Genomic DNA, 22,883 nt, shown 5'->3' on the forward strand with positions numbered 1-22,883 from the left:
ACTGTCAGGTCAATACTGTTTCAGTACACCCATTCGACCCCTCACAAATACCAAAGGATAAGCCAAAAACTTAAAGTCATCAGAGAAAACTCCAACACACCATAACAATTGATCAAAACAATTAAAAGTAACATACAATATATATTACTATTTTATCAAATAAAATCTATAGTGAATAATGTCATATTTAATTTCTAACTTATTTATGATAGAATATAACATGAAAAAAATTAATTTTACATCCGAGACGAAAACAATGAGCGAAATACCGAATAACAACCCGCAAGCGAACACCGAAAAATTCCGGCATCTACGTGAAATTTCAAGAAGGCCTGAGTTTAGCTCTTTAAATTCACGGAAAACAATATTTGATATAACACTAACTCTATCTATACTTATAGTATGCACATTGGGAGCAACTATAAATGACTATTTTTTCATTTTAAATATATTATTATTACCTCCATTATATCTTAGACTATTCTGCTTGGGACATGAAGCAGCCCACACGCTAATTTCACGTAATCGTGCCCTTAATGATTTTGTGGGGCTTGTTTCCTACGGCATAATATTAATGCCGTTCTACGGCTGGCGCGCAGGGCATCTGAACCATCACATGCATACAGATCATCCAGTTAAGGAGGAATATGGACCCGTATCCGTGTTTAGGCTACTAACAAGGAGGGGACCGAATCCAAAAAACAGTTCAAAATATTCAACCATTAAAAACGGGTTGATCAAGTTTTCGAAAATTGTCTGGAAAAGCAGTCTTTACGACATAGGACTTTGGAGATCATACTCTTCACCTAAAGGTACGTTACGTCGGAAATTTAAAAGGAAAGAATCTTATATTTTGAATATTGCCTTTCCCACTTTCTTTTGGGCTTTGTATATTGGTGCTACCATTTTATCTCCATTATATGCAATTGTCGGGATCTGGATCCCGCAATTAATTGGTCACATAATAATAAACACTTTAGGTTTTTTAAACCACCAAGATATTGGCAATAGAATATCATATAACTATCACAGTAACAGGGAAAAGTCTGCACATGAAACTATCGACGTGGATTATGGATTTTTAAACTGGTTTACTATGTATGCTGGTGGGCCAGAGCACACGATGCATCATCTTCTCCCACAAGTACCATGGTACAACCTTCGAAAACTACGCGAAGCCGCAGCTTCAGAAGGCGCCGAGGTTGACCGACATCTAGCAGCGTCGAAAGCGTGGGTTGTCATGTGGCAAATTCTGATGTCCCGATTTAGTCTAACCCGAATATCGGATGGCTATAAAATAGTTCGCAATCCCGAAGTCGAGAGCAAGAACTCTGAATACGGGCATGCTGACGGATAGAGTAGACAAGTGAAAGTGATCCCGTCGTCGCCGCAGAACACCGCAGAAAGACGCCACTTAAACGCGTTTAGCGGTCCCGGAAACGATTGGTGATTGGATATCTCCGGTCCTTACCGAAATTCCGCATTGTGATTTTGACCCCGGGTGGCGCCTGACGGCGCTTGTATTCGGCAATGTAAAGCAGATGTTCGATCCGCTGGATCAAGGCCCGGTCATGGCCGCGTTTCTCGATCCCGGCAACGGACATTTCCTCTTCCACCAGACATTCCAGAATGTCGTCCAGAACCTCGTAGGGAGGCAGGGAATCCTGGTCGGTCTGGTTTTCGCGCAGCTCGGCAGTCGGGACCTTGCTGATGATGTTTTGCGGGATCACCTCCCCTGCCGGGCCAAGCAATCCTCCCGGCCGGTTCCGGTTGCGCCAGCCCGACAAGTGGTAGACCTGTGTCTTGTAGAGATCCTTGATCGGATTGTATCCGCCGTTCATGTCACCATAAAGCGTGGCATAGCCGACCGACATCTCGGACTTGTTACCGGTGGTCATGACCATGTGCCCGAACTTGTTGGACACCGCCATCAGGACAACACCGCGCGCGCGCGACTGAAGATTTTCTTCCGTCGTATCCGCCTGAGTTTCACGAAACAGCGGTGCGAGGGCTGCCGTGAACCCCTCCACCGGCTCCACTATCGGGACCGTGTCATATCTGATGCCCAGCGCGTCGGCACACGCTGCCGCGTCTGTCTTGCTTTCATCCGACGTGTACTGGTAGGGCAGCATGATGGCATGTACCTTGTCCGCGCCCAGCGCATCCACCGCCATCACCGCGCAGATCGCCGAATCAATCCCGCCCGACAACCCGAGCACCACACCGGGGAACCGGTTTTTCAGGACATAATCGCGCAATCCCAACACGCAGGCACGCCAGTTTGCCTCGTCAAGATCCGGCAATTTCACCTTTGGACCATCCGTGCAGCTCCAGGCACCGTTGTCGCCACGGCTCCAGTCGGTGATTGCAAAATCGCTTTCAAACTGCGGCATCTGAAACGCCAATGACCGATCCGCCTGCAACCCGAAGGACCCGCCATCAAAGACAAGCTCATCCTGACCGCCAATCTGATTGCAATAGACCAGGGGCAAACCGGTTTCGACAACCCGGGCCACCACGACTTGCAATCGTTCTTCGGCCCGATTGGCCCAATAAGGCGACCCGTTCGGGACCAGCAAGATTTCGGCGCCGGTTTCCGAAAGGCATTCGCAAACGTCTTCGTTCCAGATATCCTCACAGATCGGCACCCCGATCCGGACGCCGCGAAAGTCGACAGGGCCCGGCAATGGCCCGGCTTCAAAGACACGTTTTTCGTCAAAGACACCGTAGTTGGGCAAATCCGCTTTGTAGCGAATAGCGCGGATTTCACCGGCATCCAGCAGCATGGCAGCGTTGTAGAGGCCGCCGTCCTCGCCACGCCACGGAGCGCCCACGATCAGTCCCGGCCCGCCATCGGCTGTCTCGCGCGCCAGCTCTTCGACCGCTTCCCGGCAGCGCGAAACAAAAGCGGCTTTCAGAACAAGATCCTCGGGCGGATACCCGCACAGGTTCAGTTCGGGGCACAAGACGAGATGGGCCCCGCTCACAGCCGCCTGTTTGCGGGCGTCACGCACAAGAGCAGTGTTGCCGGCAATGTCGCCGACAGTCGGATTGAACTGCGCGACAGCAATGCGCAGATGGTTGCCAATGGCCTTGGGAAGAGATGCGTCAGACATGCGATTGGGTGTAGCGTGCTGCCGAGGAGTTTACAATCCGGCTGTCAATTCGAGATGCGGGCAAACACCTTCGCCTTGCGAGCGGGCGATGGCTGGCCTTCTGCCGTCGAAGCTTCATGCCTGGGAGCCAAGGCGGACGGGCGCTTTCGCCCCCCTCCGGCAAATCCCTTGCTGCGGCCGTCCCGCTCCTGGCGCTGAAGGACTTCAACGATCCGTGTGTATAAAGCGGCGGGAGATATGGGCTTGGCAACAAAACCGTGGATACCGAGCTTGATCGCCTCCAGCACGGTCGCCCTGCGGGCATGAGCACTGACAACAATGACCGGAGTTGTCGAAATCACCGGATCCTTTTCGGCCCTTAGTATCCGGACAAACTCGGCACCGGACAGGGGCGACATCATCCAGTCGACGAGGATCACGTCCGGTTGCCGGTCCAGGACCCGCTCCAGGGCCTGAAATCCGTCCGCGGCCTCGTAAATGACCCGTACGCCGAGACCAGACAACACCGATCTCAGGATGCTACGCATATGGCTGTTGTCCTCGACGACGAGAAACGACACGCCGGACAAGTCCCATTGCAGCTTCATTTGCCCACCTCATTTGCCAGGGGCGGCCGTCCCACCTTGATCACCCCAGACGTGCAACTCTCAATCAAATAGACCAAAACAACGTAAATACATACAGAAAGGGGCAGCAATGCCGCCCCTTTTTCCAAAATCCGGTATTTTCACCTACAGATCAGGCGTTAACCGCGGCCGGAAGTTCCCGGCCGTCGCGTTCCCGCTTCAGGTTTTCCGCAATCAGAAACGCCAGTTCCAATGCCTGGTTGGCATTCAGGCGCGGATCACAATGGGTGTGATAGCGGTCGCCAAGCTGCTCGGCGGTGAGCGCATGCGCCCCGCCGGTGCACTCGGTCACGTCGCGGCCTGTCATTTCGACATGAATGCCGCCGGCGTGGGTTCCCTCTGCCCGGTGCACTTCGAAGAAGGACTCGACTTCCGACAGGACACGTTCGAACGGCCGCGTCTTGTAGCCGCCAGCCGTGATCGTGTTGCCATGCATCGGATCGCATGACCAGACAACCTTCCGTCCCTCGCGTTCGACCGCACGGATCAGCTGAGGCAGATGGTCGAAGACCTTGTCGGACCCGAAGCGGCAAATCAGCGTGAGACGGCCAGCTTCGTTTTCCGGGTTGAGCTTGTCGATCAGCCCAATCAATCCGTCAGGAGACAGGCTCGGTCCGCATTTCAAACCAATGGGGTTCTTGATGCCGCGGAAAAACTCGACATGTGCGTGGTCGGGCTGGCGCGTCCGGTCGCCAATCCAAAGCATGTGACCGCTTGTGGCATACCAGTCGCCCGAGGTGCTGTCGACACGGGTCAAGGCCTCCTCGTATCCAAGAAGCAGCGCTTCGTGGCTTGTGAAGAAATCGGTCGATTTCAGCTGCGCGACACTTTCGGAGTTCACGCCACAGGCCCGCATGAAGGCCAGCGATTCGGTAATCCGGTCTGCGAGCTCCTGATACCGGTGCCCCTGCGGACTGTCGGCAATGAACCCGAGCATCCACTGATGCACCTGATCGAGGTTTGCAAAGCCACCCTGCGAGAAGGCACGCAGCAGGTTCAGTGTGGCTGCCGACTGCCGATAGGCCATCGCCATGCGCTGCGGATCAGGTACGCGGGAGGATTCGGTAAATGCGATGTCGTTGATGATGTCACCGCGGTAGCTCGGCAACTCGACATCACCCTTCTTTTCCGTGTTCGACGAACGCGGCTTGGCAAACTGACCGGCAATCCGGCCGACCTTCACGACCGGCTTGCTGGCGGCATAGGTCAGAACCACGGCCATTTGCAGAAACGCCCGGAAAAAGTCGCGGATATGGTCCGGATGATGCTCCGCAAAGCTTTCGGCACAGTCACCACCCTGAAGCAGGAAAGCCTTGCCTTCCGCCACATTCGCGAGTTGACGCTTCAGCTCACGGGCCTCACCTGCAAAAACCAGCGGCGGATAGGTCGAAAGGCGCTGCTCCACAGCCGCCAAAGCCTCTTGGTCGGGATAATCCGGCACCTGCAAGATCGGCAAGGATCTCCAGCTGTCCGGTGTCCACTTCTCCGCCATTTCCATGTCTCCTGGTCGGGATCGGGCGGTCCCAATTGTACGTAATTGCTCGTGCCCGCGTCATCTATTCTGCAAAAACTGCCCCAGTACCGGAGCAAACGAGCCGGTATATACACGCCGCACCGGCCAATTTCCACTTCATAACGTGGCAATACCCGTCCGCAAACTTGATATTATCTCATCAGGCAATTTTGCAAGGCGCCAAAAAAAACAAATCAGCCGGCAACCGGATGAGAATCCACCCGGTTGCCGGCGACATTCACACTCCCATACAGACGACAGATCTCAGGCGAACAGGAAGTCGTTTGCACTCAGCGTCGGCAGGTCCGGCCACAGACCGGTATCAAGGCGAACAGCTTCATCGCCATAGCTGACCTTGACGTCCTGCCACCAGCCATCAGCTTCGATGGTCAGTTGATCAAAAGCAGTAACACCCGCCTGGCGCAGATCAATCTTGTCGAACCCGACCGTGAAATCCTCAATGAAATCCGTGACACCGTCCGCCACAAGCGTGAAGATATCGGCCCCCGAGCCGCCATACATCACATCACTGCCACTGCCATCGGTCAGCTGGTCCGAACCGGATCCACCTTCCAGGGTGTCGTCACCCTCACCACCGAGGAGACGGTCGTCACCACCGCGCCCCTTTATATGGTCATTTCCGGCAAATCCCTCCAGAGCATCGTCCCCGCCCTGGCCAGCAAGCAGATCCCCCTTGGCAGATCCGAGAATGAACCCACCGTCACCGTAGTGGTCAACGGAATCAAACAGGGGATCAATATCCTCGACCCAGACATGATCACGTGTCAGGTCCGAGAGATAGGACACGATCACCAGGCTGTCACGGGTCATTTCACTCGCAAATTCTGAGCTCAAAATGGCATCGACGGCTGTGTTGTAGCCATTTGGCAAATGGGTACTCCAAGCCGCGATATTATAGACATTTCCCCCATCCCAGAACGCTGGCGTGGCGTAAAGATCATTGAACAGGACGAGGTTGTTTGTCTCGTACTCATAATCCTTGTCATTCCCGAAAAAGTGGATCTTGTCTTCGGCAAATACGGACCCGACAGGATCATTTTCGAAGTCGAAACTGAAGATCTCCGCGCCGTTGTCCAGAACAGAGGCCCCGTCTTCGGGAGTATAGTGTGATGCAAATCCGATATAGTTGGCGTCTACGAAAAAGCCGTCATTGAAGTTGTCGCTCTGCTCGGCCATGTTCATGACCGCACCGCCTCCCAACGAGTGCCCCGTCACGATCAGATCTTCCGCAGTAAGCCCATTGGCCTGCATCAGATCCTTGACTGCCGTCAGAAGATTGCCGAAGGCCTCGAACGTGTAGTTCGGCTCATCGCCCAGAAACTCGATGTAGTCGATCACGTCACCGATGGAGTCGGAGATGATGTTGTCGATCGTCCCCGTGGTCCCGCGGATCGCAAATGCCACCTGAACAAGGTTCCCGTCCTCGTCATATTTCGCGAGCACGTCCGCCTGCGCGTCCTTGAACTTGAAGTTCTCTCCCTGAAACGTCCCGTTGCGATCAATTTCCGCATCCGGGATGCCCAAGGCTTCCGGGGTGAGGACAGTCCAGCCCTTTTCCTCGATCTCCTTCCGCGCCTCCTCTTCCGCGTCCAGCCCGTCTGTCAGGATGTTTTCAATCCCGTGATAGCTGTAAATCATCAAATCCCGGGCATCGCTGACCAGACCGGATGCTTCCTGTCCCTTATACTCAAACAGTGACATACACTTCCTCCTAAGTTGTATTTCACCAATATGCAATCAAAATGGTAGCGACACTTAACTATTACGTAAAGGTAATTTTTCGTTATTTTTTCGAAGACTCGCGGATTCCGCAACTGTGCACCGCAGCACAACACGACAAAAACATGATCAAATCTATGATTTTACGAACTGAATTGGAAAAGACATGCCTGATCAAAAACCGCAACTCGAACATGGCCATGCACCCGAGGAGATTGCCGGACGGCTGGCAAGCGGTCCGAGAATCAATTATCTGCGGGACTGGATCTATGGCGGCATTGATGGGGTCGTGACGACGTTTGCGATCGTTGCCGGTGCAGTTGGTGCTGACCTGTCCGCCAAAATCATCCTGATTCTCGGCCTCGCCAACCTCTTTGCCGACGGCTTCTCTATGGCGGCCGCCAATTACTCCGGCACCAAATCGGAACGCGACGATTACGACCGGCTCCGGCGGATCGAAGAAAAGCACATCCGTTTCGACCCGGACGGCGAACGCGAGGAGATCCGGCAGATCTACGAGTCCAAGGGATTTGAAGGGGCGGAGCTGACCGCGCTAGTCAAATTGGTCACATCCCGGCGGACAACATGGATAGAAACCATGATGCTGGAGGAATACGGGCTCTCGGCAGCAGCCCGCTCCCCTGTTCTGGCCGGTCTGGTGACATTTGCCGCCTTTGTGGTTTTTGGCAGCATTCCGCTAATTCCGTACGGCTTCGGCTGGCCCGCAAGCGCCCTGATCACCGCGGTGATGACGGCCGTAACATTCTTTGCCATCGGCTCCATCAAGGCCCGCTGGTCTACCCGTAATTGGCTGCTGTCGGGGCTGGAAACACTTCTGATCGGCATGCTGGCGGCCGGAATAGCCTTCGGCGTCGGGCATCTGCTCCGAAACCTTGTCGCCTGAAGTGCCGCATGAGCACCACAAACAGTGTTCTGCCAACAAGCCCCTGCGGTGGCAGCTTGTGGCGGGAGGGGTGAGACTGTTGAAGGTCAGGGCTCAACAAGGGTGAGCTTCCAGTCTTTCACGAGAGCGTCGATCAGGGCCGTCAACTCCCGATCCAGGGCTCGGGCGCGCACGTAACGCGGCGCATCCCGGTCGGCGAGCACCGGCACGTGCCATCCGGATGTGCTCTCGAAAAAGTGAACCAGCCCGTCTTCGCCCCAAAAATTGAAAAACCCCTGAAGAACGCAATCCAGATAGCTCTGAAAAATCGGACAGGAGTCCGATCCCCACCGGTAGTGATCGTCCTTGGCCTGATAGAGAAACAGCCCGCCGGGCACGTCCGCATCTGCCTGTTCGGGCTGAAAACTTTCGCCTACGCCGTGAACTTGCCGGTATTTGTGCTCGCGCGCATCCAGCGATGCAAGCCCTGCCTCCGGCTCACTGACCGCCACGCCTCGGATTTCTTCCCCCGGAGCCCGGGTAACCGTTAGCGCGCACACGCCGTGGCCATCCGGTGTCCTACCGCACACCCGCCATTCGCGCCGCCATCCTTGCAACCGGCCGGGCAAAGGACTTGCATCTTTTGCCAGCGTATCAACGTTGACGAGAGAGCCGTAGCCGAAATATGTGATATGCATCTCTCTGATTAATTCCCGTGCGGCACCAGCCGCATCTCATAATTTTTCGTTTGGACACCCATGATTTCACCACGACTATCCACTCAGGACATTTCCAGGCTTCGCGCCGATACTCCCGGCGCCGAAACCGTCATTCACTTCAACAACGCCGGAACCGGGCTGGCACTGAAACAGGTGGTCGAGGCGCTCAAGGCACATCTCGACCTTGAGGCCGAGATCGGCGGATATGAAGCCCATGCCGTGGCTGGCACCGATTGTAAAGCGTTTTACAACAACATTGCGGCCCTGATCGGCTCCCGCCCCGAAGAGATCGCCTATGTCGAAAACGCGACCCGCGCCTGGGACATGGCGTTTTACGGCATTGATTTCCGCCCGGGAGACCGGGTGATTACCGGCCGCGCCGAATATGTGTCGAACTTTGTCGCGATGCTGCAGCTCAAAAAGCAGCGCGGGATCGAGATCGATATCATCGGCGACGACGATACCGGCCAGATTGACCTGAAAGCTCTCGAAGCGGCGATCTCGCCCAGAACACGGCTGATCGCCCTCACCCACATTCCCACTTTCGGCGGTCTGATCAATCCGGTTGAAGACATTGGACAAATTGCCCGCAAACACAAGCTTCTCTATCTGGTTGATGCATGCCAGTCGATCGGTCATGTCCCGATCAATGTAGACGAGGTTGGATGCGACATGCTGGCGGGATCGGGCCGAAAATATCTCCGCGGCCCGAGGGGAACCGGGTTTCTCTACGTGCGCGATGCCGTATCCGAGCGCCTGGAACCGCCTTTTGTCGATCTGGAATCGACGACCTGGATTGATGCGCATTCCTATGTCCTTAAGAAGGGCGCGCACCGGTTTGAAAACTGGGAACGATACGTGGCCGGCCAGATCGGGCTCGGCGTGGCTGCGGGCTATGCGATCGGCTCCGGCATGGACGCAATTTCCAGCCGTATTCTTGAACTCGGCGCCATTCTCAGGACCGAGCTCGCCGCCAGCAAGGGGATCACCGTTCACGACAAGGGACGCCGCAAGGGTGGCATCGTCACCTTTCTGGTCGAAGGGGAAGCCCCCGACCAGACAAAGGCGCGCCTCGCCCGCTACCAGATCAATGTTGCCGTGGCTCCGGCCTCTTCAGCCCGGATCGATATGCCGCTGAGAGGTTTGTCGGCACTGGTGCGCGCATCCGTTCACGCCTTCAACACGGAAGCGGAAATCGAAACGTTTTTGCGGGTCCTGCACAACAATTGACAGGCATTGATCCGACACCCGGCGAAACAGGGTGGACCATTGATATCCCCTAGCCTGATGTACATGGCGGCCTTCGCCGCTCCCGATGTGAACTCCGAAAACTGCCGGGCCGAAAATCTACCCTGCGTCACTTTTGAGACCAAAATACAATCTAAAGGTGCTATAATCTTTCATGCAATCAAATGGAACGCGGAAGGATAGAATTCATGACGACCCTCCCAAAACCTTTGGAAGATCTGACCGAGGACGAAGTCACCACACAAAATCTGCCATGCAACATGACCTTCAGCTTCTCAAAGCTGAATGAGGGCAGTTACATTGTTTGGCTGAGCGGCTTCACCGCCGGGCCGCCGGCCACGATCAATGCGCCGCAGTTAATCACCTCCTTTTACAATCCGGCCGCCATGTTTGATGGCTGGTCCCTCGGCGGGCAATATGGCGCTCATGCGATGGCCTTTTTCGGAGAAGACGGAGAGGTGCCGACACTGTTCTTCCAGGGCTGGATCACGAACATCCAAAACGAGGGCAAGTTCGAACATGTCAGCTTCAAGTTTCCTCTGAAGTGAAGCTTGCGAATGCCCCGGAAACGTCCTGGCTTCTCTATTGCCAGGACACAAAGTGAAATACACGACTAATGCGCGGACGACGTCCCTGATCCAACAAGGCCATCTCGCCTGAAATCCGTCACGCATACCGGTGAAGCGGTCTGTAGCATTGATACAAAAATCTCTTGCAGGCCGTGAGCAGTTCAAATTGCTCATCAGGCCCGTAAGCGCGCAACGCCCTGAGTTCTTAATTTATAAAGCAAATTCAATAATTTGGTCGTATTTTTACTGTCTTCAAAACAAACATATCCAGCGCCACTTCCTGATTCATCCAAATCACCATCTTCGTTTGTCGACCGCACTACTAATCCAGCGCGCAGGGCAACTTTGCGAATTTACAAAAAGACACGACTTGATTTTCAATGGAGGAAAACAAGTGACCATCGCTACAGACAGTTACATTAGACCCGACAAAGCGTCGCTCTTGGCCAGGTTCCAGGATCCAGCCTGCAAACACGTGGTGAGTGAAGCAAACAAGGAAGTGATTAACCGCATGCGGCAATCCAGGCCGCTTCTGGTCGGGACCGGAAAGGCGCGGGACCATATTCCGGGCATGAAAGAAAACACTGTTTTGCATGCTGGCCCCCCGCTTACATGGAAGGATGCGAATGCCGCCTTAAGAGGCGCAATCATTGGCGGACTCATTTTTGAAGGTCTTGCAAAAAACAAAGACGAAGCCATGTCGCTGGCACGAAGCGGCAAAATTGAACTCGCGTGCTGTCATGACCATTCTGCCGTTGGACCAATGGCAGGTATCATTACCAGCTCCATGTCGGTTTTCATCATGGAAGACCAGACTTCCGGCGAGCGTTTTTACTCCAATATCAGTGACGATCTGGGTGACCATCTCGACAGCTCCTTAAGGTTTGGGGTGTATGAACAGCGCGCCATCGACCACCTTTATTGGATAGAAGAAGTTCTTGCACCTGCCTTGAACGCCGCCATAGTAGAAGCTGGCGATGTTGATATGGTACCTATTATTGGACACGCCCTGATGATGGGTGATAATTGTCACGTAACATTATCTGCAGCATCTCTCTTGTTCTTGAAGGAACTCACGCCGGGCCTAATAAAACACAGCAAGAATTCGGACAACCTCCTCAAGATCATGAATCTCATTCACAATGATGCTCTGTTCGCACTGAACCCGGTCATGGCGACCTGCAAAGCGATCAGCGCCGCAGGCAGCAACGTGGATCACAGCAGCATCGTCACCGTCATGGCCAGAAACGGGACTGAATTTGGGCTCAAAGTCTCTGGTCTCGGCGATCAGTGGTTCACTGGCATTTCGGCAATAGGGCAAGGCGTACTGGCATCAGGTCTTGCGGTATCTGATGTGGGCCGTGATATCGGAGACAGTGCCATTACCGAAACCCTTGGCCTCGGCGGCGTTGCCAAGTCAATATTCGGATCAGTTGAAGAAGTTAAAAATATTACCGAGGAAATGTACCAGGTCACGTATTCCGAAAGTGAGGATTTTCGCATTCCAGGCTTAAATGGAAGAGGCGCTCCACTAGGATTTGATATCCTGAAAATCGTAGAACTCGGGATCCGGCCACTGGTAAACACCGGCTTGGTCAATCGGCAGATGAACAAATACTCCGCCGGAGTTGGCTATTTATACCCGCCGATGGACGTCTTCGTAGATGCTGTCATGAACCTCAACGAGAGGTATGAATAGACCTGTAGTATCTCGCATCCACTGAGCTTTTTGGGCTGCCGAATGATGCCGTTGGTCCTGAACGATGTGACCTGCGTGCGACGGTGACCGATGCCGTTCAGGTCGAGAATTTCGGCAGAAAGACAGCTGCATCCCCCTGCTACCCCGAAGCCCCGAAGCATGGGGCCAGCGTCTCCAAGAACACGGCCTCTTCAGTTGTGAACTCGATAAACTTGTCGGATTCTGCAGGTCCAGCGCCAGTCAGCGGTCAATCTTGAAGCGCTGTCTGTGCTCGCGCAGGGTTTTCCGGGCCGTGACCGGCGGCACGCGGCGCAGCCGTCTTCACCGTCGAAAGGAAACTGCCGTTGAAATGAGCCTGTTCGCCGCGCCCTACAAACAATTGCGGCTATCCGAGATTTACATGGCAACGCCATCGCAAATTATACCCAGCTTCCCCAAGGTAGTGTTTTATCTTAACATTCAATGACAGTCTTTTACAAACAGCCAAAACCAATACACTACCTAACCCAAGAGGTTGAACGTCATGTCCAACTTGACCAGAGCCATAATACTCGGTGCATCACTCACGCTGCTTGTCCCAAATGCTTTCGCCGCCGACGACGAAGCGACCTTTACCTGCGCATCTGGCCAGAAATGCAGCCGTGATGAAGCAATGGCGGAAATGCACACGCAAATGCAGACGATGAGAGATCAGATGCAGACAATGGACAAGCAAATGGCAACCATGAATGTTCAAATGAAAACCATGCATGACCAGATGGCGACGATGCATGATCAAATGGGTGCAATGCGCAATCAGAACTAGCCAGCGCTGCCCGGCCTTGTCGCCCCCCCCCCAGAGCCTTGCAGGGGACTCTGGGTGGATTTGGCCGGTCGGGATCAATCCGGGTATGTGGATTCGCACCCCAATGTCCATTGACTGAGTGCATAGGAAACGAGCCCGCGTGACATGCTCGCACTGTTTGGGATACACACTTGAACCGGCCCGGTTATCGGGGGCATGCCGGCAGGCGAGCCCAAAGCATCGTCCCCCCGAAAAACCTGCAAGGCATAACCGGAACAGAGAGCGGTTCATCCGCGCCTGATTGCCTGGCCCGGCATGAATCGGCTCAGCAATCAAAAAAAGCCGTTTGATGAGCCGGCTTTTTCGGTTTCAATTGCCTCAATTCAATTCAGGCACGGATGCGTTCGGTCGGCTCCCGCATGGTGACAAGCTCTTCGGCGGCTGTGGGATGGACCGCAATGGTGCGGTCGAAATCCGCCTTGGTTGCGCCCATCTGCAAAGTAATGCCCAGAACCTGAGCCAATTCCCCGGCATCGGGCCCCAGAACATGAACGCCAAGCACCTTGCCGGTATCCGCATCGACGATCAGCTTCATCAGCATCTTTTCGTCACGGCCGGACAGGGTATGCTTCATGGGGCGGAAACTGGACTTGTAAATGTCCAGGTTACCGGTTTTGGCCAGCGCCTGTTCCTGGGTCAAACCGACGGTTCCAACCTCCGGCTGCGAGAACACCGCCGTTGCAATCAGACTGTGATCGACCTCCCAGGGCTTGTTGCCGAACACCGTATCGGCAAAGGCATGGCCTTCCCGGATCGCAACCGGTGTCAGGTTGGCCCGGTTGGTCACGTCGCCCACGGCAAAGATCGACGGAATATTGGTTCGGGACTGGCTGTCGACCTTGATGGCGCCGATCCCGTCCATCTCCACTCCGGCAGCTTCAAGGCCGAGATCCGCAGTGTGCGGATTGCGGCCGATCGCAAACATGATCTGACCGGCATGAAGTGCCTTGCCGCCCTTGGTGTGGCCGACAAGCTGCCCGTCGTCACGCTTTTCGATCGATGAGAACACATCACCGCAGACGACCTTGATGCCCTTCTTCACCATTTCCTCGTGCACGGCCTTGCGCAGATCCATGTCGAAGCCGCGCAGGATTTCCTCGCCGCGGTAAATCAGCGTGGTGTCGACACCAAGACCGTTGAAGATGCCGGCAAATTCGACCGCGATGTACCCTCCGCCAGCCACCACAATACTGTCCGGAAGCTCGGAAAGGTGAAACGCTTCATTCGACGTGATGACATGCTCGACGCCCGGCAGACTTGTGTCGACATTCGGCGAAGCCCCCACCGCGATCAGGATGTACCTGGCAGAAATCGTCTGGCCGGTCGACAGCAGGCGCACCGTATGCTCGTCCACGACCACCGCCCGGCTGTCATGCATTTCGACCCCGGTGCGATCAAGGTTCCGGCGGTAAACACCTTCCAGACGCGCGATCTCCTGGTCCTTTGCCGAGACCAGCTTTTCCCATGAGAAGTTGCGTTCGCCCACGGTCCAGCCAAAGCCTTCCGCATCTTCGAATTCCTCGGAGAACTTTGACGCGTAGACAAAGAGTTTTTTCGGCACGCAGCCGCGAATCACACATGTCCCGCCATAGCGGTATTCCTCGGCAATACCGACCCGGGCCCCATGTGTTGCGGCAATGCGCGCGGCTCGAACGCCACCGGAGCCACCTCCGATAACAAAAAGATCATAGTCATAGTCGGACATGAGCACCCCTTTACCGTCTCTTTTTCGCCGGCTGCGGCTTGCCGCGCCAGAACAATGCTTCGGCCCGCCATATCGCCATGCGGGCACAAAAAAACAAGGCCGCTCTCGCGGCCCTGTTCAAAACGCCGTCACAAAAGAGTGACGACCGGTTACTGCTGGCCGCCCTGCGCCCGGTTGTCGAGTTCCTCGCGGACCCGGCTGACCATCTCCGTGGAGATCGTGTCCTGCCACTGGCGCGCGGCGCCAATTGCCAGTGCAGTCAGTGTCGGACCATTTTCCGCCAGTTTGGTACCCAAAGGCGACTGGTAAAATTCGGCAAGCTGGTTCAGCTCTTCTTCGGTGAACCGGCGTGCCCAGACTTCATAAACGAGCTGGTTCAGTTCCGCACGGCGCGGTGCCAGTGCCAGTGCCACATCGGTTGTCACCTCGACCACTTCTTCCGTACGCGACGGATCCGCCTGAATGAACAGGGTGCGGGTCTGCTCCGCCAGAAGGGGCAGAATGTCATCGAATGTCGTCAGCCCCTTGGTGGCCTGAACCACCGAGCGCGCCGCGGCAAGATGGCTGTCGGAGAATGTCTCCTGCGCCATGAGCGGACCGGCCGACAAACCCGCCGCAACCATGGACGCGCCAAGCAAGGCACCTTTCGGGAAAAAATGTTTAAGCTTCATCATTGAACTCCATGACAAACTTTGCCTTGCTGACAATGCAAAGCCTGAAAAAAACGGATCACACTCCGGCGGTCAAGGTCTCTACGCCGTTTGCACGTGCAACATAGGCCTTGTTCGCAAGATTGATGAACAGGCCATGTTCCACGACACCGGGGATCTGAACCAGCCGTTCGCCGAGGACAGCGGGCTCGGGAATGCGCGACAGGTGTGCGTCGAGGATGTAGTGACCGCCATCTGTGACAAAAGGATGATCCGGCCCGCCGCGCAGAACAAGTTCTCCGCCGAGACCGAGCCCGGAAAGCAGTTTTTCAACAGCTGTTTGCGTCGCACCGAGGCCAAAGGGCACAACTTCGATCGGCAACGGGAACGCCCCGAGCATGCTGACCACCTTGGATGTGTCGGCGATCACGATCATGGTGTCGGAAGCAGCGGCTACGATCTTTTCGCGCAGCAGCGCGCCTCCACCACCCTTGACCAGCGCAAGACCGGGGCCGATCTCGTCCGCGCCATCAATCGTCAGATCCAGGTGTTTCAGCTGTTCCAGCGTCGACAGGGGGATGCCTTCGGCCTCGGCCTGAATGCGTGTCTTTTCAGAGGTCGGGACCCCGACGACATCAAGCCCTTCCCTGACGCGCGCTCCGAGCACCCGGACAAAATGCTCCGCAGTCGACCCGGTGCCGATCCCGAGCTTCATTCCCGATGTCACTTCCGCAGCGGCCTGTTCCGCCGCAGCCCGTTTCAGGGCGTCACTCATGTTTGTCTTCCGTCTCGTTGCGCGAGGGTTCTTGCGCCCCTCTCCCCTACCGCGCGGTGCTTAGCATTAATGTCCGGTCATGGTCCAGACCTCAGCCATCGGTTGATCGTGCGGCCACGTCCGGAACCGGCCGGTTTCCTCATGTTGCCCGCGCGCGGCCCCGTTTTCGTACATCGCCTTCATGGCCCGGCTTTGTGATAACGTCTTGTTCTTGTCGTCTGCGGGCGTTAGGCAAGCTTACAACGGCTCATGAAACAAGGAAAATTGCGGTGTCCCCTGCCCTGGTATTCGATCTCGACGGCACACTCGTTTCCTCGGTGGAGGATCTGACGCGCACGCTGAATGTGGTTCTGGACCGCGCGGGCTATGGCATGGTGCCTCCGGCCGACGTCCTCAACATGGTGGGCATGGGCGCCAAGGTCCTGCTGCAGCGGGGCCTTGAGGCCAATGGCGTAGCCTGGACAGATGACATGATCGCCCCGCTCTTCGAGGACTTCCTGAGCTACTACGCAGCCCATATTGCCGATTACACCCGCCCTTTTCCAGGTGTTATTGCCGCTCTTGAAAAATTCCGGGCCGAAGGCTGGAAGCTCGCCGTTTGCACCAACAAGGCGGAACGCCTGACCCTGCCGCTCTTGCAGGCGCTCGACCTTGACGGCTACTTCGACGCGATCGTCGGGGGCGATACATTCCCGGTTTCGAAGCCGCATGCAGACCCTGTTCTAGGCGCAATCGACCGCGCCGGAGCCCGCCGCGACGGCTCTGTGATGATCGGCGACTCGGTCACCGATATCAAGGCCGCGCGGGCCGCCGGCATTCCGGTCATCGCGGTCGATTTCGGCTATACGCCTGTTCCTGTGACCGAGCTTGGTCCCGACAAGGTGATCTCTCATTTTGACGAGCTGCCGGAAGCCCTGGAAGGTCTCGGTCTGGGCAATGAGCTTGCCACACCGTCGAAACCGCGGGTCGGGACTATCGCCGGCGACAGCCTCAGAAGCTGATTCCGGAGCCTTGGAGACAAAGCCGTCAACGCCGGGACAAACGGGAATATTTGAACGCAAGACCATTCAAACCAGCTGAGGCGCTTGATTGATCATGTTCAAGAACAACGGACGAACAGCTGCCATTTCCTGTCTCCTTTCCGCAGTCAGCGCTCCTCAAACCAGCCTGGCAGACATGTCTGACGGCGCAAACGAATTGACATGGGTCTGCACGGAGACCCCATTGCACGTCGAGTTTCCCATCATCGGACGTCATTACAGCGGGGAGATCCACTGCGGAACACTCTTGCTCCAGCAAGACATCGCCGGCGCCCCTGAAGTGACGTTCGAAAATGCCGATCCGGAAACACACTACACCTTGATGATGATTGACCCGGACGCAAATGCCGATGGGTCCTGGCCGGATGCTGTCCTTCCGGGCACCAACGCCCCTGTCCGGCATTGGATCGTCGGAAACATTTCCGGCCGGCTTCTGGCTGACGGCTTCACTGAAGACAAAGCCTCAAGACTTGGTGAAACGATAAGTGTTCTGGAGCCGTTTCACCACCCGAACATTTTTCACGTGTCGGACCGGTATGGGCTTTTTGTATTCGCCCAGCCCGAGCTCATTGAATTCGAGCCGCTCGGCGGCACGATCCGGAATTTCGACTATCGCGGATTTAACGCGAAGTACCGGCTTTCGGCACCCAAAGCGTCGAACTTCTTTGTCGGTGTCTATACGTCGGTATCGCCGTTTTCAGGTGAACCGTTTCACGGGATCGATGTTGGCCATATCTGGCACAAGACACTCGGTGAAGGACACCTTGTCCCTGGCCGCCTCGGCCAACCGGGCGGGCCAACGCAATAGAATGGATTGAACGAGGTTGCTCATCTTGCCATAAAAAAGCTGGAGCATTTTTCACCGGTGCAAACCAGCCGTACGCACTGGACATGATCGAAGACAACACATCATAGCGATCCCGAGGTACGGAAAACCCTCTTCGTTCCGCCAGTTTACGTCTGCAAGACCGTCATGCCGGACCGGGCTTTGTGATTGATCCCAACCCCGGCAATCAAACCCTTGAGCTACGGACGTTCAAGCTCTGCCACCTGGGAGAGAAACCCGGAAAATGCCGACTGTGGCATGTACCGCTCGATTACCGGCAGACCATGAAGACGTGGCAGCGGTTCGGCTGCGTTGCGGTTGATCCGGTTCCGGGACAAAAGCGCGGCGCGGTAGCCGCAAGCATTGACCAGACCGAGCGTTTGCGCGTCATACGTTTCCGGACCGCCGAAAGGCAGCGAAAAAACCTGTGATCGCTTGAGGTCCAGACTTTCGATCAACTCGGCATTTTGCTTGAGTTCCGCTGCCTTTTCCTCATCCGAAAGCGAAGACAGCACGTAGTGGCTATAGGTGTGATTGCCATAGGTCAGCAGCGGGTGGTCAATCAGCTGCTCCGGATCGTCGACACACTGCCGGTCGCCACTCTGCCAACCGCCCGCCTCCGACTCCGCAAATGCATCCAGAAAGCGATCAAACTCACGGCTGTTGACGGAAGGCGCTTTGCTGCGCTTGTAAAAATTCTCGGCCGTGATGCGGTTTTCATCGCAATAGGGCTGCGCCCAATCAACAAAATCGGGAACCATTCCACCACGGGTCAGAAGCCGGACCTTGTCACGCCAAAACACGGCTCCTGACAAGGTTGAACCAATCACGAAAACGCAAGCCGGAATGCGCAAGTCTTCGAGGACGGGAAGCGCTTCTTCAAAGACCGACTTGTAGGCATCATCAAACGTGACGGCGAATGTCCCCTCCCGGTTTTCCATTGTCAGGAGGTCATCCAGCCGGACCATATCAAAATGCTGCCTCATCCATGACAGTTGCTTGTGCAGCGCCTCGGGGGGAACATTGTGAAGGTTCGTGCCGAGCCGCTCCGGAACCTCGCTGAAGGTCGCATGGTACAACAGGACATGTGAGAACCGGGACGGATCGGGCCTGTCAATCATAGACGGTTACGCCGTTGGTTACGGTTGCGATCCCGGCAAAGTCTCCGCGTGTTTCCGCAGCGATCTGGCGCTGGATAAAATCCTCGCGGGTCTCAAAATAAGTATGTGCGGCCTTGAAGGTCCAGTCGCGATCAAAATAGACCTTGCCTTCCGCCCATTGCGGCAGGGCGCGGCATGTTCCGGCCTCAAGGCGTGTGATCGCGTCCACCATCAAGCCTGTGCCCGCCACGATGCTCTTGCAATTGATGGAGCCATAGGTGTCATCGGCGTCCAGGACCACGCGCTCTGAAAAGATGATGTCACCCGCATCGATCCCGCTCGACATCCTGTGGACCGTGACGCCGAAATAGCCCGGTTCGTTTTCGATAAAGGGCCAGAAATTCGTCCGCCCGCCACGGTAATAGGGGGACAACCCGGTGTGCATGTTGAGGATATCGGGTGCACATTCAAGGATCTTGCGCCCCAGGATGCAGGTCCCCATGACGGCAATGATGTCCGGCTTGGCTTGCCTGATCAGATCGACAAATCGCTGATCGTTCAAGGAGCGGTCTTCCGTTGTCACCTCACCCAGATGCAGGTCCTTGTGCGTTGAAAAAAACGCATCCCGGGCCCCGCCGAAGAACCGTTTTTCTTCGCGTTTTTTTTCCGCTTTCAGGGCGAGCCCCTCAGAGCGGTACAGCCACTGATGGTACCGCCGCTTGAGCGCATGAAACGGGTGCCCCAACCACTCCCGCCGCAGCTCTTCCGGGCGGGGCCGGTTGATCTCCTTGCCGCCGGTCAAAACACCCACGACAGAACCGGTTTCCTGAATGATCCGGTTTGCGAAATAAAAATGCCGATCCGATGCGTCGGTCAGGATTAAGATGCGTTTGTCCATAGGTCGTATCTACCAAAAAAAAAGCACCGCCCAAAAGGGCGGCGCTGAACGTTTTTTATTCCCACTCGATCGTTCCCGGGGGCTTCGACGTGATATCGTAGGTCACCCGGTTGATGCCCTTGACCTCATTGATGATGCGTGTGGCGGTTTCACCAAGGAATTCATGGCTGAACGGATAGTAGTCGGCGGTCATGCCGTCCACCGAGGTTACCGCGCGCAAGGCGCAGGCGTAGTCGTAGGTCCGGCCGTCGCCCATCACACCGACCGTTCGAACCGGCAGAATAGCGACAAACGCCTGCCAGATCTCGTCGTAAAGGCCATGTTTGCGGATCTGGTCGATATAGACCGCATCCGCCTGCCGCAGAATGTCCAGCTTTTCCCGCGTGATTTCGCCGGGACAACGGATTGCAAGCCCCGGCCCCGGGAACGGATGCCGTCCGATGAAGTGAGCGGGCAGGCCCAATTCACGGCCCAGCTTGCGCACTTCGTCCTTGAATAGCTCGCGCAGCGGCTCAACCAGCTTCAGCCCCATCTTTTCCGGCAGGCCGCCGACATTGTGGTGCGACTTGATGGTGACCGAGGGCCCCCCGGAGAAGCTGACGCTCTCGATCACATCCGGATAGAGCGTGCCTTGGGCCAGGAATTCGGCGCCGTCGATCTCGTTGGCGTGCTTCTGGAACACGTCAATGAACAGCTTGCCGATGATCTTCCGCTTGGTTTCCGGATCGGAGACACCATCCAGAGCACCCAGGAACAGCTCCTGCTCGTCGGCATGGATCAGCTGCATGTTGTAGTGGTCGCGGAACATGGTGACCACTTCCTGCGCCTCGCCCTGTCGCAAAAGCCCGTGATCCACGAACACGCAGGTCAGCTGGTCGCCAATTGCTTCATGGATCAGCACGGCGGCAACGGAGCTGTCGACACCGCCGGAGAGCCCGCAAATCACCTTCTTGTCGCCGACCTGGTCGCGGATCTTTGCAATCGCCTCTTCGCGGTAGGCCCCCATCGTCCAGTCACGTTTGCAACCGGCAATTTCGATGAAGTTTTCGTAGAGCTTCTTGCCGTTCGGCGTGTGGTGCACTTCCGGGTGGAACTGAACCGCGAAAAAATTCCGGTCGAGGTCTGCGGTGATTGCGAATGGCGCATTGGGAGAGGTGCCGAACACCTCAAATCCCGGCGCAATCTCGCTGACATGATCGCCGTGGCTCATCCAGACCTGTTCGCGGTCATCCTCGAACCAGCCCTCCAGAAGCGGCAGTTCGCCATTCGCAGGCGTGACATAGGCCCGGCCGAACTCTGCGGTCTGATGACCGCGCTCGACCTTTCCGCCCAGCATCTGCATCATCACCTGCTGGCCATAACAGATCCCGAGAATGGGCACGCCCATGTCGAACACCGACGCGGGGGGATGAGGTGCCCCCTCATCAAACACGGATGCCGGCCCGCCTGAAAAGATGACGGCCTTCGGCGCGTAGTCAGCCAGAAAGGCGGACGTAACGTTCTGGAACGGATGGATTTCGCAATAGACATTCAGTTCGCGCAAACGGCGCGCGATCAACTGGGTCACCTGCGATCCGAAATCGATGATGAGAATGCGGTCTGTCATGGGCTGCTTCTAGCGGCTCGTGTTTCGAAAATGAACAAAAAAATGCGGGTTTTGACAGGAACTCGCCTCTGCAAAAGGCTTGACCGGCACCTGTTGCGTCCGGGCGCCGGTTTGATCAACAGGAAACTCGCTGGCGTCCCTTTCTAAAGCGGCGGCGGTGCCTCACGATGTCCCCCTTGAAACAGCGGCTAGGCTCCCGATTCGACCGGACAGACTCGGGATTGGGCGACAAGGACACTTTTCCATGACATCTGACGCCAGAAAGGCGCTGGAGCGCGCACTCGAGATGGACCGGTCGGGCAAGAACGAGCAGGCCCTGTCCGCCTATCTTGATGCGCTGGAACAATCGCCGGAAGACCTCGACATCGCCTATCGCACGGCGACAGCCCTGTTGCGCGCAGGTTTTCTGGATGAGGCCATTTCCCAATTGAGGCGCATCGTTTTCATCGATCCCCAGTGTCATGCCGCCCGGGCCAATCTGGGCAACTGCCACCTTCTTCAAAACGATCTGGACGCTGCCGCCACCTGTTTTCACGAGGTTCTGGCGGCAAGCCCCGGCAACAAGAACGCCCTTTACGGGTTGGCAAGCGTGCATCTTCAGAGGGGCGATCACAAAAACGCCGTCGCACCGGCCAGAAAACTTGTGGAACTCCTCCCGGACAATGCCCCCGCCTTGACGCTTTATGCGCAAAGCACGGCAAACGATCCCCAAGTCGCCGCCTCGATTGCCGCCTTCCGCAAGGCCCTGCAACTGGACAACACCTATGTCCCGGCCCTGATCGGCCTTGCCGAGGTGCTCACGCGCCGCAGACGCCATGATGAAGCACTCGAACTCGCCGAACAGGCCGTGCAGATCCGGCCGGAGGACCCGGCTGCCCTGATTGTCCGCGGCGAAGCCTTTCAGGCCTGCGGCCGGCTGCAGGAGGCGCGCGGAGACTTCCTGACGGTCCTGGATCTGGATCCGGCCAATATCGGCATGAAGGTTCGCATCAGCGCCATCAGCCGGAAACTCGGTGACCTCGGGATTGCCCTCGCCTTTGCGCATGATGCCTACGAGAAAGATCCGGGCCACAAGGGCGCCGGAAACGCCTTGGGATCGGCTCTGGCCGCGCTATCGCGCCCCAAGGACGCCCAGAGTGTATTGACCAGCGTAGCGCGCGCCGCCCCCCTGCCCGCAAATCTTAAGGAACAAATCAAGACACTGATCGAAAACATGTCGGCCGAAGTCGAGGCCGAGCTTGCAAGACACGACGCGGACACACCCGGCACCGCTCAGCCTGCCTGAACATCTTGCAAGACCTGGACCTGGACCTGGACCTGGACCTG

The 22,883-nt window shown here is 56.2% G+C and carries 20 protein-coding genes; 9 read left to right on the forward strand and 11 right to left on the reverse strand.

All coding sequences use genetic code 11. The features are described from left to right. The first annotated feature begins 220 nt into the window (after positions 1 to 220). On the forward strand, positions 221 to 1,357 hold the full coding sequence (locus tag E1297_RS12405; protein ID WP_196223291.1) for a fatty acid desaturase: 1,137 nt from the start codon (positions 221 to 223) through the stop codon (positions 1,355 to 1,357). Positions 1,358 to 1,424: 67 nt separating this feature from the next. Here E1297_RS12405 and E1297_RS12410 read toward each other — a convergent pair whose 3' ends face one another. From E1297_RS12410 to E1297_RS12425, 4 genes are all read right to left on the reverse strand, one after another. After that, positions 1,425 to 3,116: an NAD+ synthase gene (locus tag E1297_RS12410; protein WP_155138517.1), complete on the reverse strand. Its 1,692-nt coding sequence runs from the start codon at positions 3,114 to 3,116 to the stop codon at positions 1,425 to 1,427. A 44-nt stretch (positions 3,117 to 3,160) separates the two neighbouring features. Then, complete coding sequence (locus E1297_RS12415; protein WP_155138519.1) at positions 3,161 to 3,703, reverse strand: response regulator; 543 nt, start codon at positions 3,701 to 3,703, stop codon at positions 3,161 to 3,163. 151 nt (positions 3,704 to 3,854) lie between these two features. Next, positions 3,855 to 5,234, reverse strand: coding sequence for a class II 3-deoxy-7-phosphoheptulonate synthase (locus E1297_RS12420; RefSeq protein ID WP_155138521.1), 1,380 nt, complete (start codon positions 5,232 to 5,234; stop codon positions 3,855 to 3,857). Between the two features lie 285 nt (positions 5,235 to 5,519). Continuing rightward, entirely contained in the window at positions 5,520 to 6,977 is a 1,458-nt protein-coding gene (locus E1297_RS12425) for a triacylglycerol lipase (RefSeq protein ID WP_155138523.1), read from the reverse strand. Positions 6,978 to 7,161: 184 nt separating this feature from the next. On the opposite strand from E1297_RS12425, the gene E1297_RS12430 reads away from it, so the two are divergent. Then, positions 7,162 to 7,899 (forward strand): VIT1/CCC1 transporter family protein, encoded by a 738-nt coding sequence (locus tag E1297_RS12430; protein ID WP_155138525.1) that lies wholly within the window; start codon positions 7,162 to 7,164, stop codon positions 7,897 to 7,899. Positions 7,900 to 7,985: 86 nt separating this feature from the next. On the opposite strand, the gene E1297_RS12435 is transcribed toward E1297_RS12430, so the two are convergent. Continuing rightward, positions 7,986 to 8,576: a gamma-glutamylcyclotransferase family protein gene (locus E1297_RS12435; RefSeq protein ID WP_155138528.1), complete on the reverse strand. Its 591-nt coding sequence runs from the start codon at positions 8,574 to 8,576 to the stop codon at positions 7,986 to 7,988. A 60-nt stretch (positions 8,577 to 8,636) separates the two neighbouring features. Between E1297_RS12435 and E1297_RS12440 the strand changes: the two genes are divergently transcribed. The 4 genes from E1297_RS12440 (at position 8,637) to E1297_RS12455 (ending at position 12,918) form a co-directional block, all read left to right on the forward strand. After that, positions 8,637 to 9,827 carry an aminotransferase class V-fold PLP-dependent enzyme gene (locus E1297_RS12440; protein WP_155138529.1) on the forward strand — a complete coding sequence of 397 codons (1,191 nt, stop codon included), beginning with the start codon at positions 8,637 to 8,639 and terminating at the stop codon, positions 9,825 to 9,827. Positions 9,828 to 10,033: 206 nt separating this feature from the next. Further along, positions 10,034 to 10,393 carry a hypothetical protein gene (locus E1297_RS12445; RefSeq protein ID WP_155138531.1) on the forward strand — a complete coding sequence of 120 codons (360 nt, stop codon included), beginning with the start codon at positions 10,034 to 10,036 and terminating at the stop codon, positions 10,391 to 10,393. 148 nt (positions 10,394 to 10,541) lie between these two features. Beyond that, the gene (locus tag E1297_RS12450) at positions 10,542 to 12,113 is read left to right on the forward strand and encodes a DUF1116 domain-containing protein (protein ID WP_155138533.1); all 1,572 of its coding nucleotides are present in this window, start codon (positions 10,542 to 10,544) and stop codon (positions 12,111 to 12,113) included. A gap of 523 nt (positions 12,114 to 12,636) precedes the next feature. Beyond that, entirely contained in the window at positions 12,637 to 12,918 is a 282-nt protein-coding gene (locus E1297_RS12455) for a hypothetical protein (protein WP_155138535.1), read from the forward strand. Between the two features lie 367 nt (positions 12,919 to 13,285). On the opposite strand, the gene gor is transcribed toward E1297_RS12455, so the two are convergent. From gor to rpiA, 3 genes are all read right to left on the reverse strand, one after another. Further along, entirely contained in the window at positions 13,286 to 14,662 is a 1,377-nt protein-coding gene (gene gor, locus E1297_RS12460) for a glutathione-disulfide reductase (protein ID WP_155138538.1), read from the reverse strand. A 149-nt stretch (positions 14,663 to 14,811) separates the two neighbouring features. Beyond that, entirely contained in the window at positions 14,812 to 15,333 is a 522-nt protein-coding gene (locus E1297_RS12465; RefSeq protein WP_209015767.1) for a DUF2059 domain-containing protein, read from the reverse strand. Positions 15,334 to 15,391: 58 nt separating this feature from the next. Continuing rightward, a complete protein-coding gene (rpiA, locus tag E1297_RS12470; protein WP_155138540.1) occupies positions 15,392 to 16,087 on the reverse strand; it encodes a ribose-5-phosphate isomerase RpiA in 696 nt (231 codons plus the stop codon). A gap of 269 nt (positions 16,088 to 16,356) precedes the next feature. Between rpiA and gph the strand changes: the two genes are divergently transcribed. Both gph and E1297_RS12480 read left to right on the forward strand, forming a co-directional pair. Then, positions 16,357 to 17,088 carry a phosphoglycolate phosphatase gene (gene gph, locus E1297_RS12475; protein WP_368669541.1) on the forward strand — a complete coding sequence of 244 codons (732 nt, stop codon included), beginning with the start codon at positions 16,357 to 16,359 and terminating at the stop codon, positions 17,086 to 17,088. Between the two features lie 94 nt (positions 17,089 to 17,182). Then, on the forward strand, positions 17,183 to 17,935 hold the full coding sequence (locus E1297_RS12480; protein ID WP_155138544.1) for a YbhB/YbcL family Raf kinase inhibitor-like protein: 753 nt from the start codon (positions 17,183 to 17,185) through the stop codon (positions 17,933 to 17,935). 218 nt (positions 17,936 to 18,153) lie between these two features. Here the strand turns inward: E1297_RS12480 and E1297_RS12485 are convergent, their stop codons facing one another. Genes E1297_RS12485 through guaA form a run of 3 tightly spaced genes read right to left on the reverse strand, consistent with a single transcriptional unit; the run spans position 18,154 to position 21,557 of the window. Next, positions 18,154 to 19,074, reverse strand: coding sequence for a polysaccharide deacetylase family protein (locus E1297_RS12485; protein WP_155138546.1), 921 nt, complete (start codon positions 19,072 to 19,074; stop codon positions 18,154 to 18,156). Next, positions 19,067 to 19,951, reverse strand: a complete 885-nt coding sequence (locus E1297_RS12490; RefSeq protein WP_155138548.1) for a formyl transferase — start codon at positions 19,949 to 19,951, stop codon at positions 19,067 to 19,069. Before E1297_RS12490 ends, E1297_RS12485 begins: the two co-directional genes overlap by 8 nt. Before the next feature lie 55 nt (positions 19,952 to 20,006). Continuing rightward, on the reverse strand, positions 20,007 to 21,557 hold the full coding sequence (guaA, locus tag E1297_RS12495; protein ID WP_155138550.1) for a glutamine-hydrolyzing GMP synthase: 1,551 nt from the start codon (positions 21,555 to 21,557) through the stop codon (positions 20,007 to 20,009). Between the two features lie 244 nt (positions 21,558 to 21,801). On the opposite strand from guaA, the gene E1297_RS12500 reads away from it, so the two are divergent. After that, positions 21,802 to 22,842 carry a lipopolysaccharide assembly protein LapB gene (locus E1297_RS12500; RefSeq protein WP_155138552.1) on the forward strand — a complete coding sequence of 347 codons (1,041 nt, stop codon included), beginning with the start codon at positions 21,802 to 21,804 and terminating at the stop codon, positions 22,840 to 22,842. The last annotated feature ends 41 nt before the right edge of the window (positions 22,843 to 22,883 follow it).

The sequence above is a fragment of the Roseibium sp. RKSG952 genome (assembly GCF_009711355.1).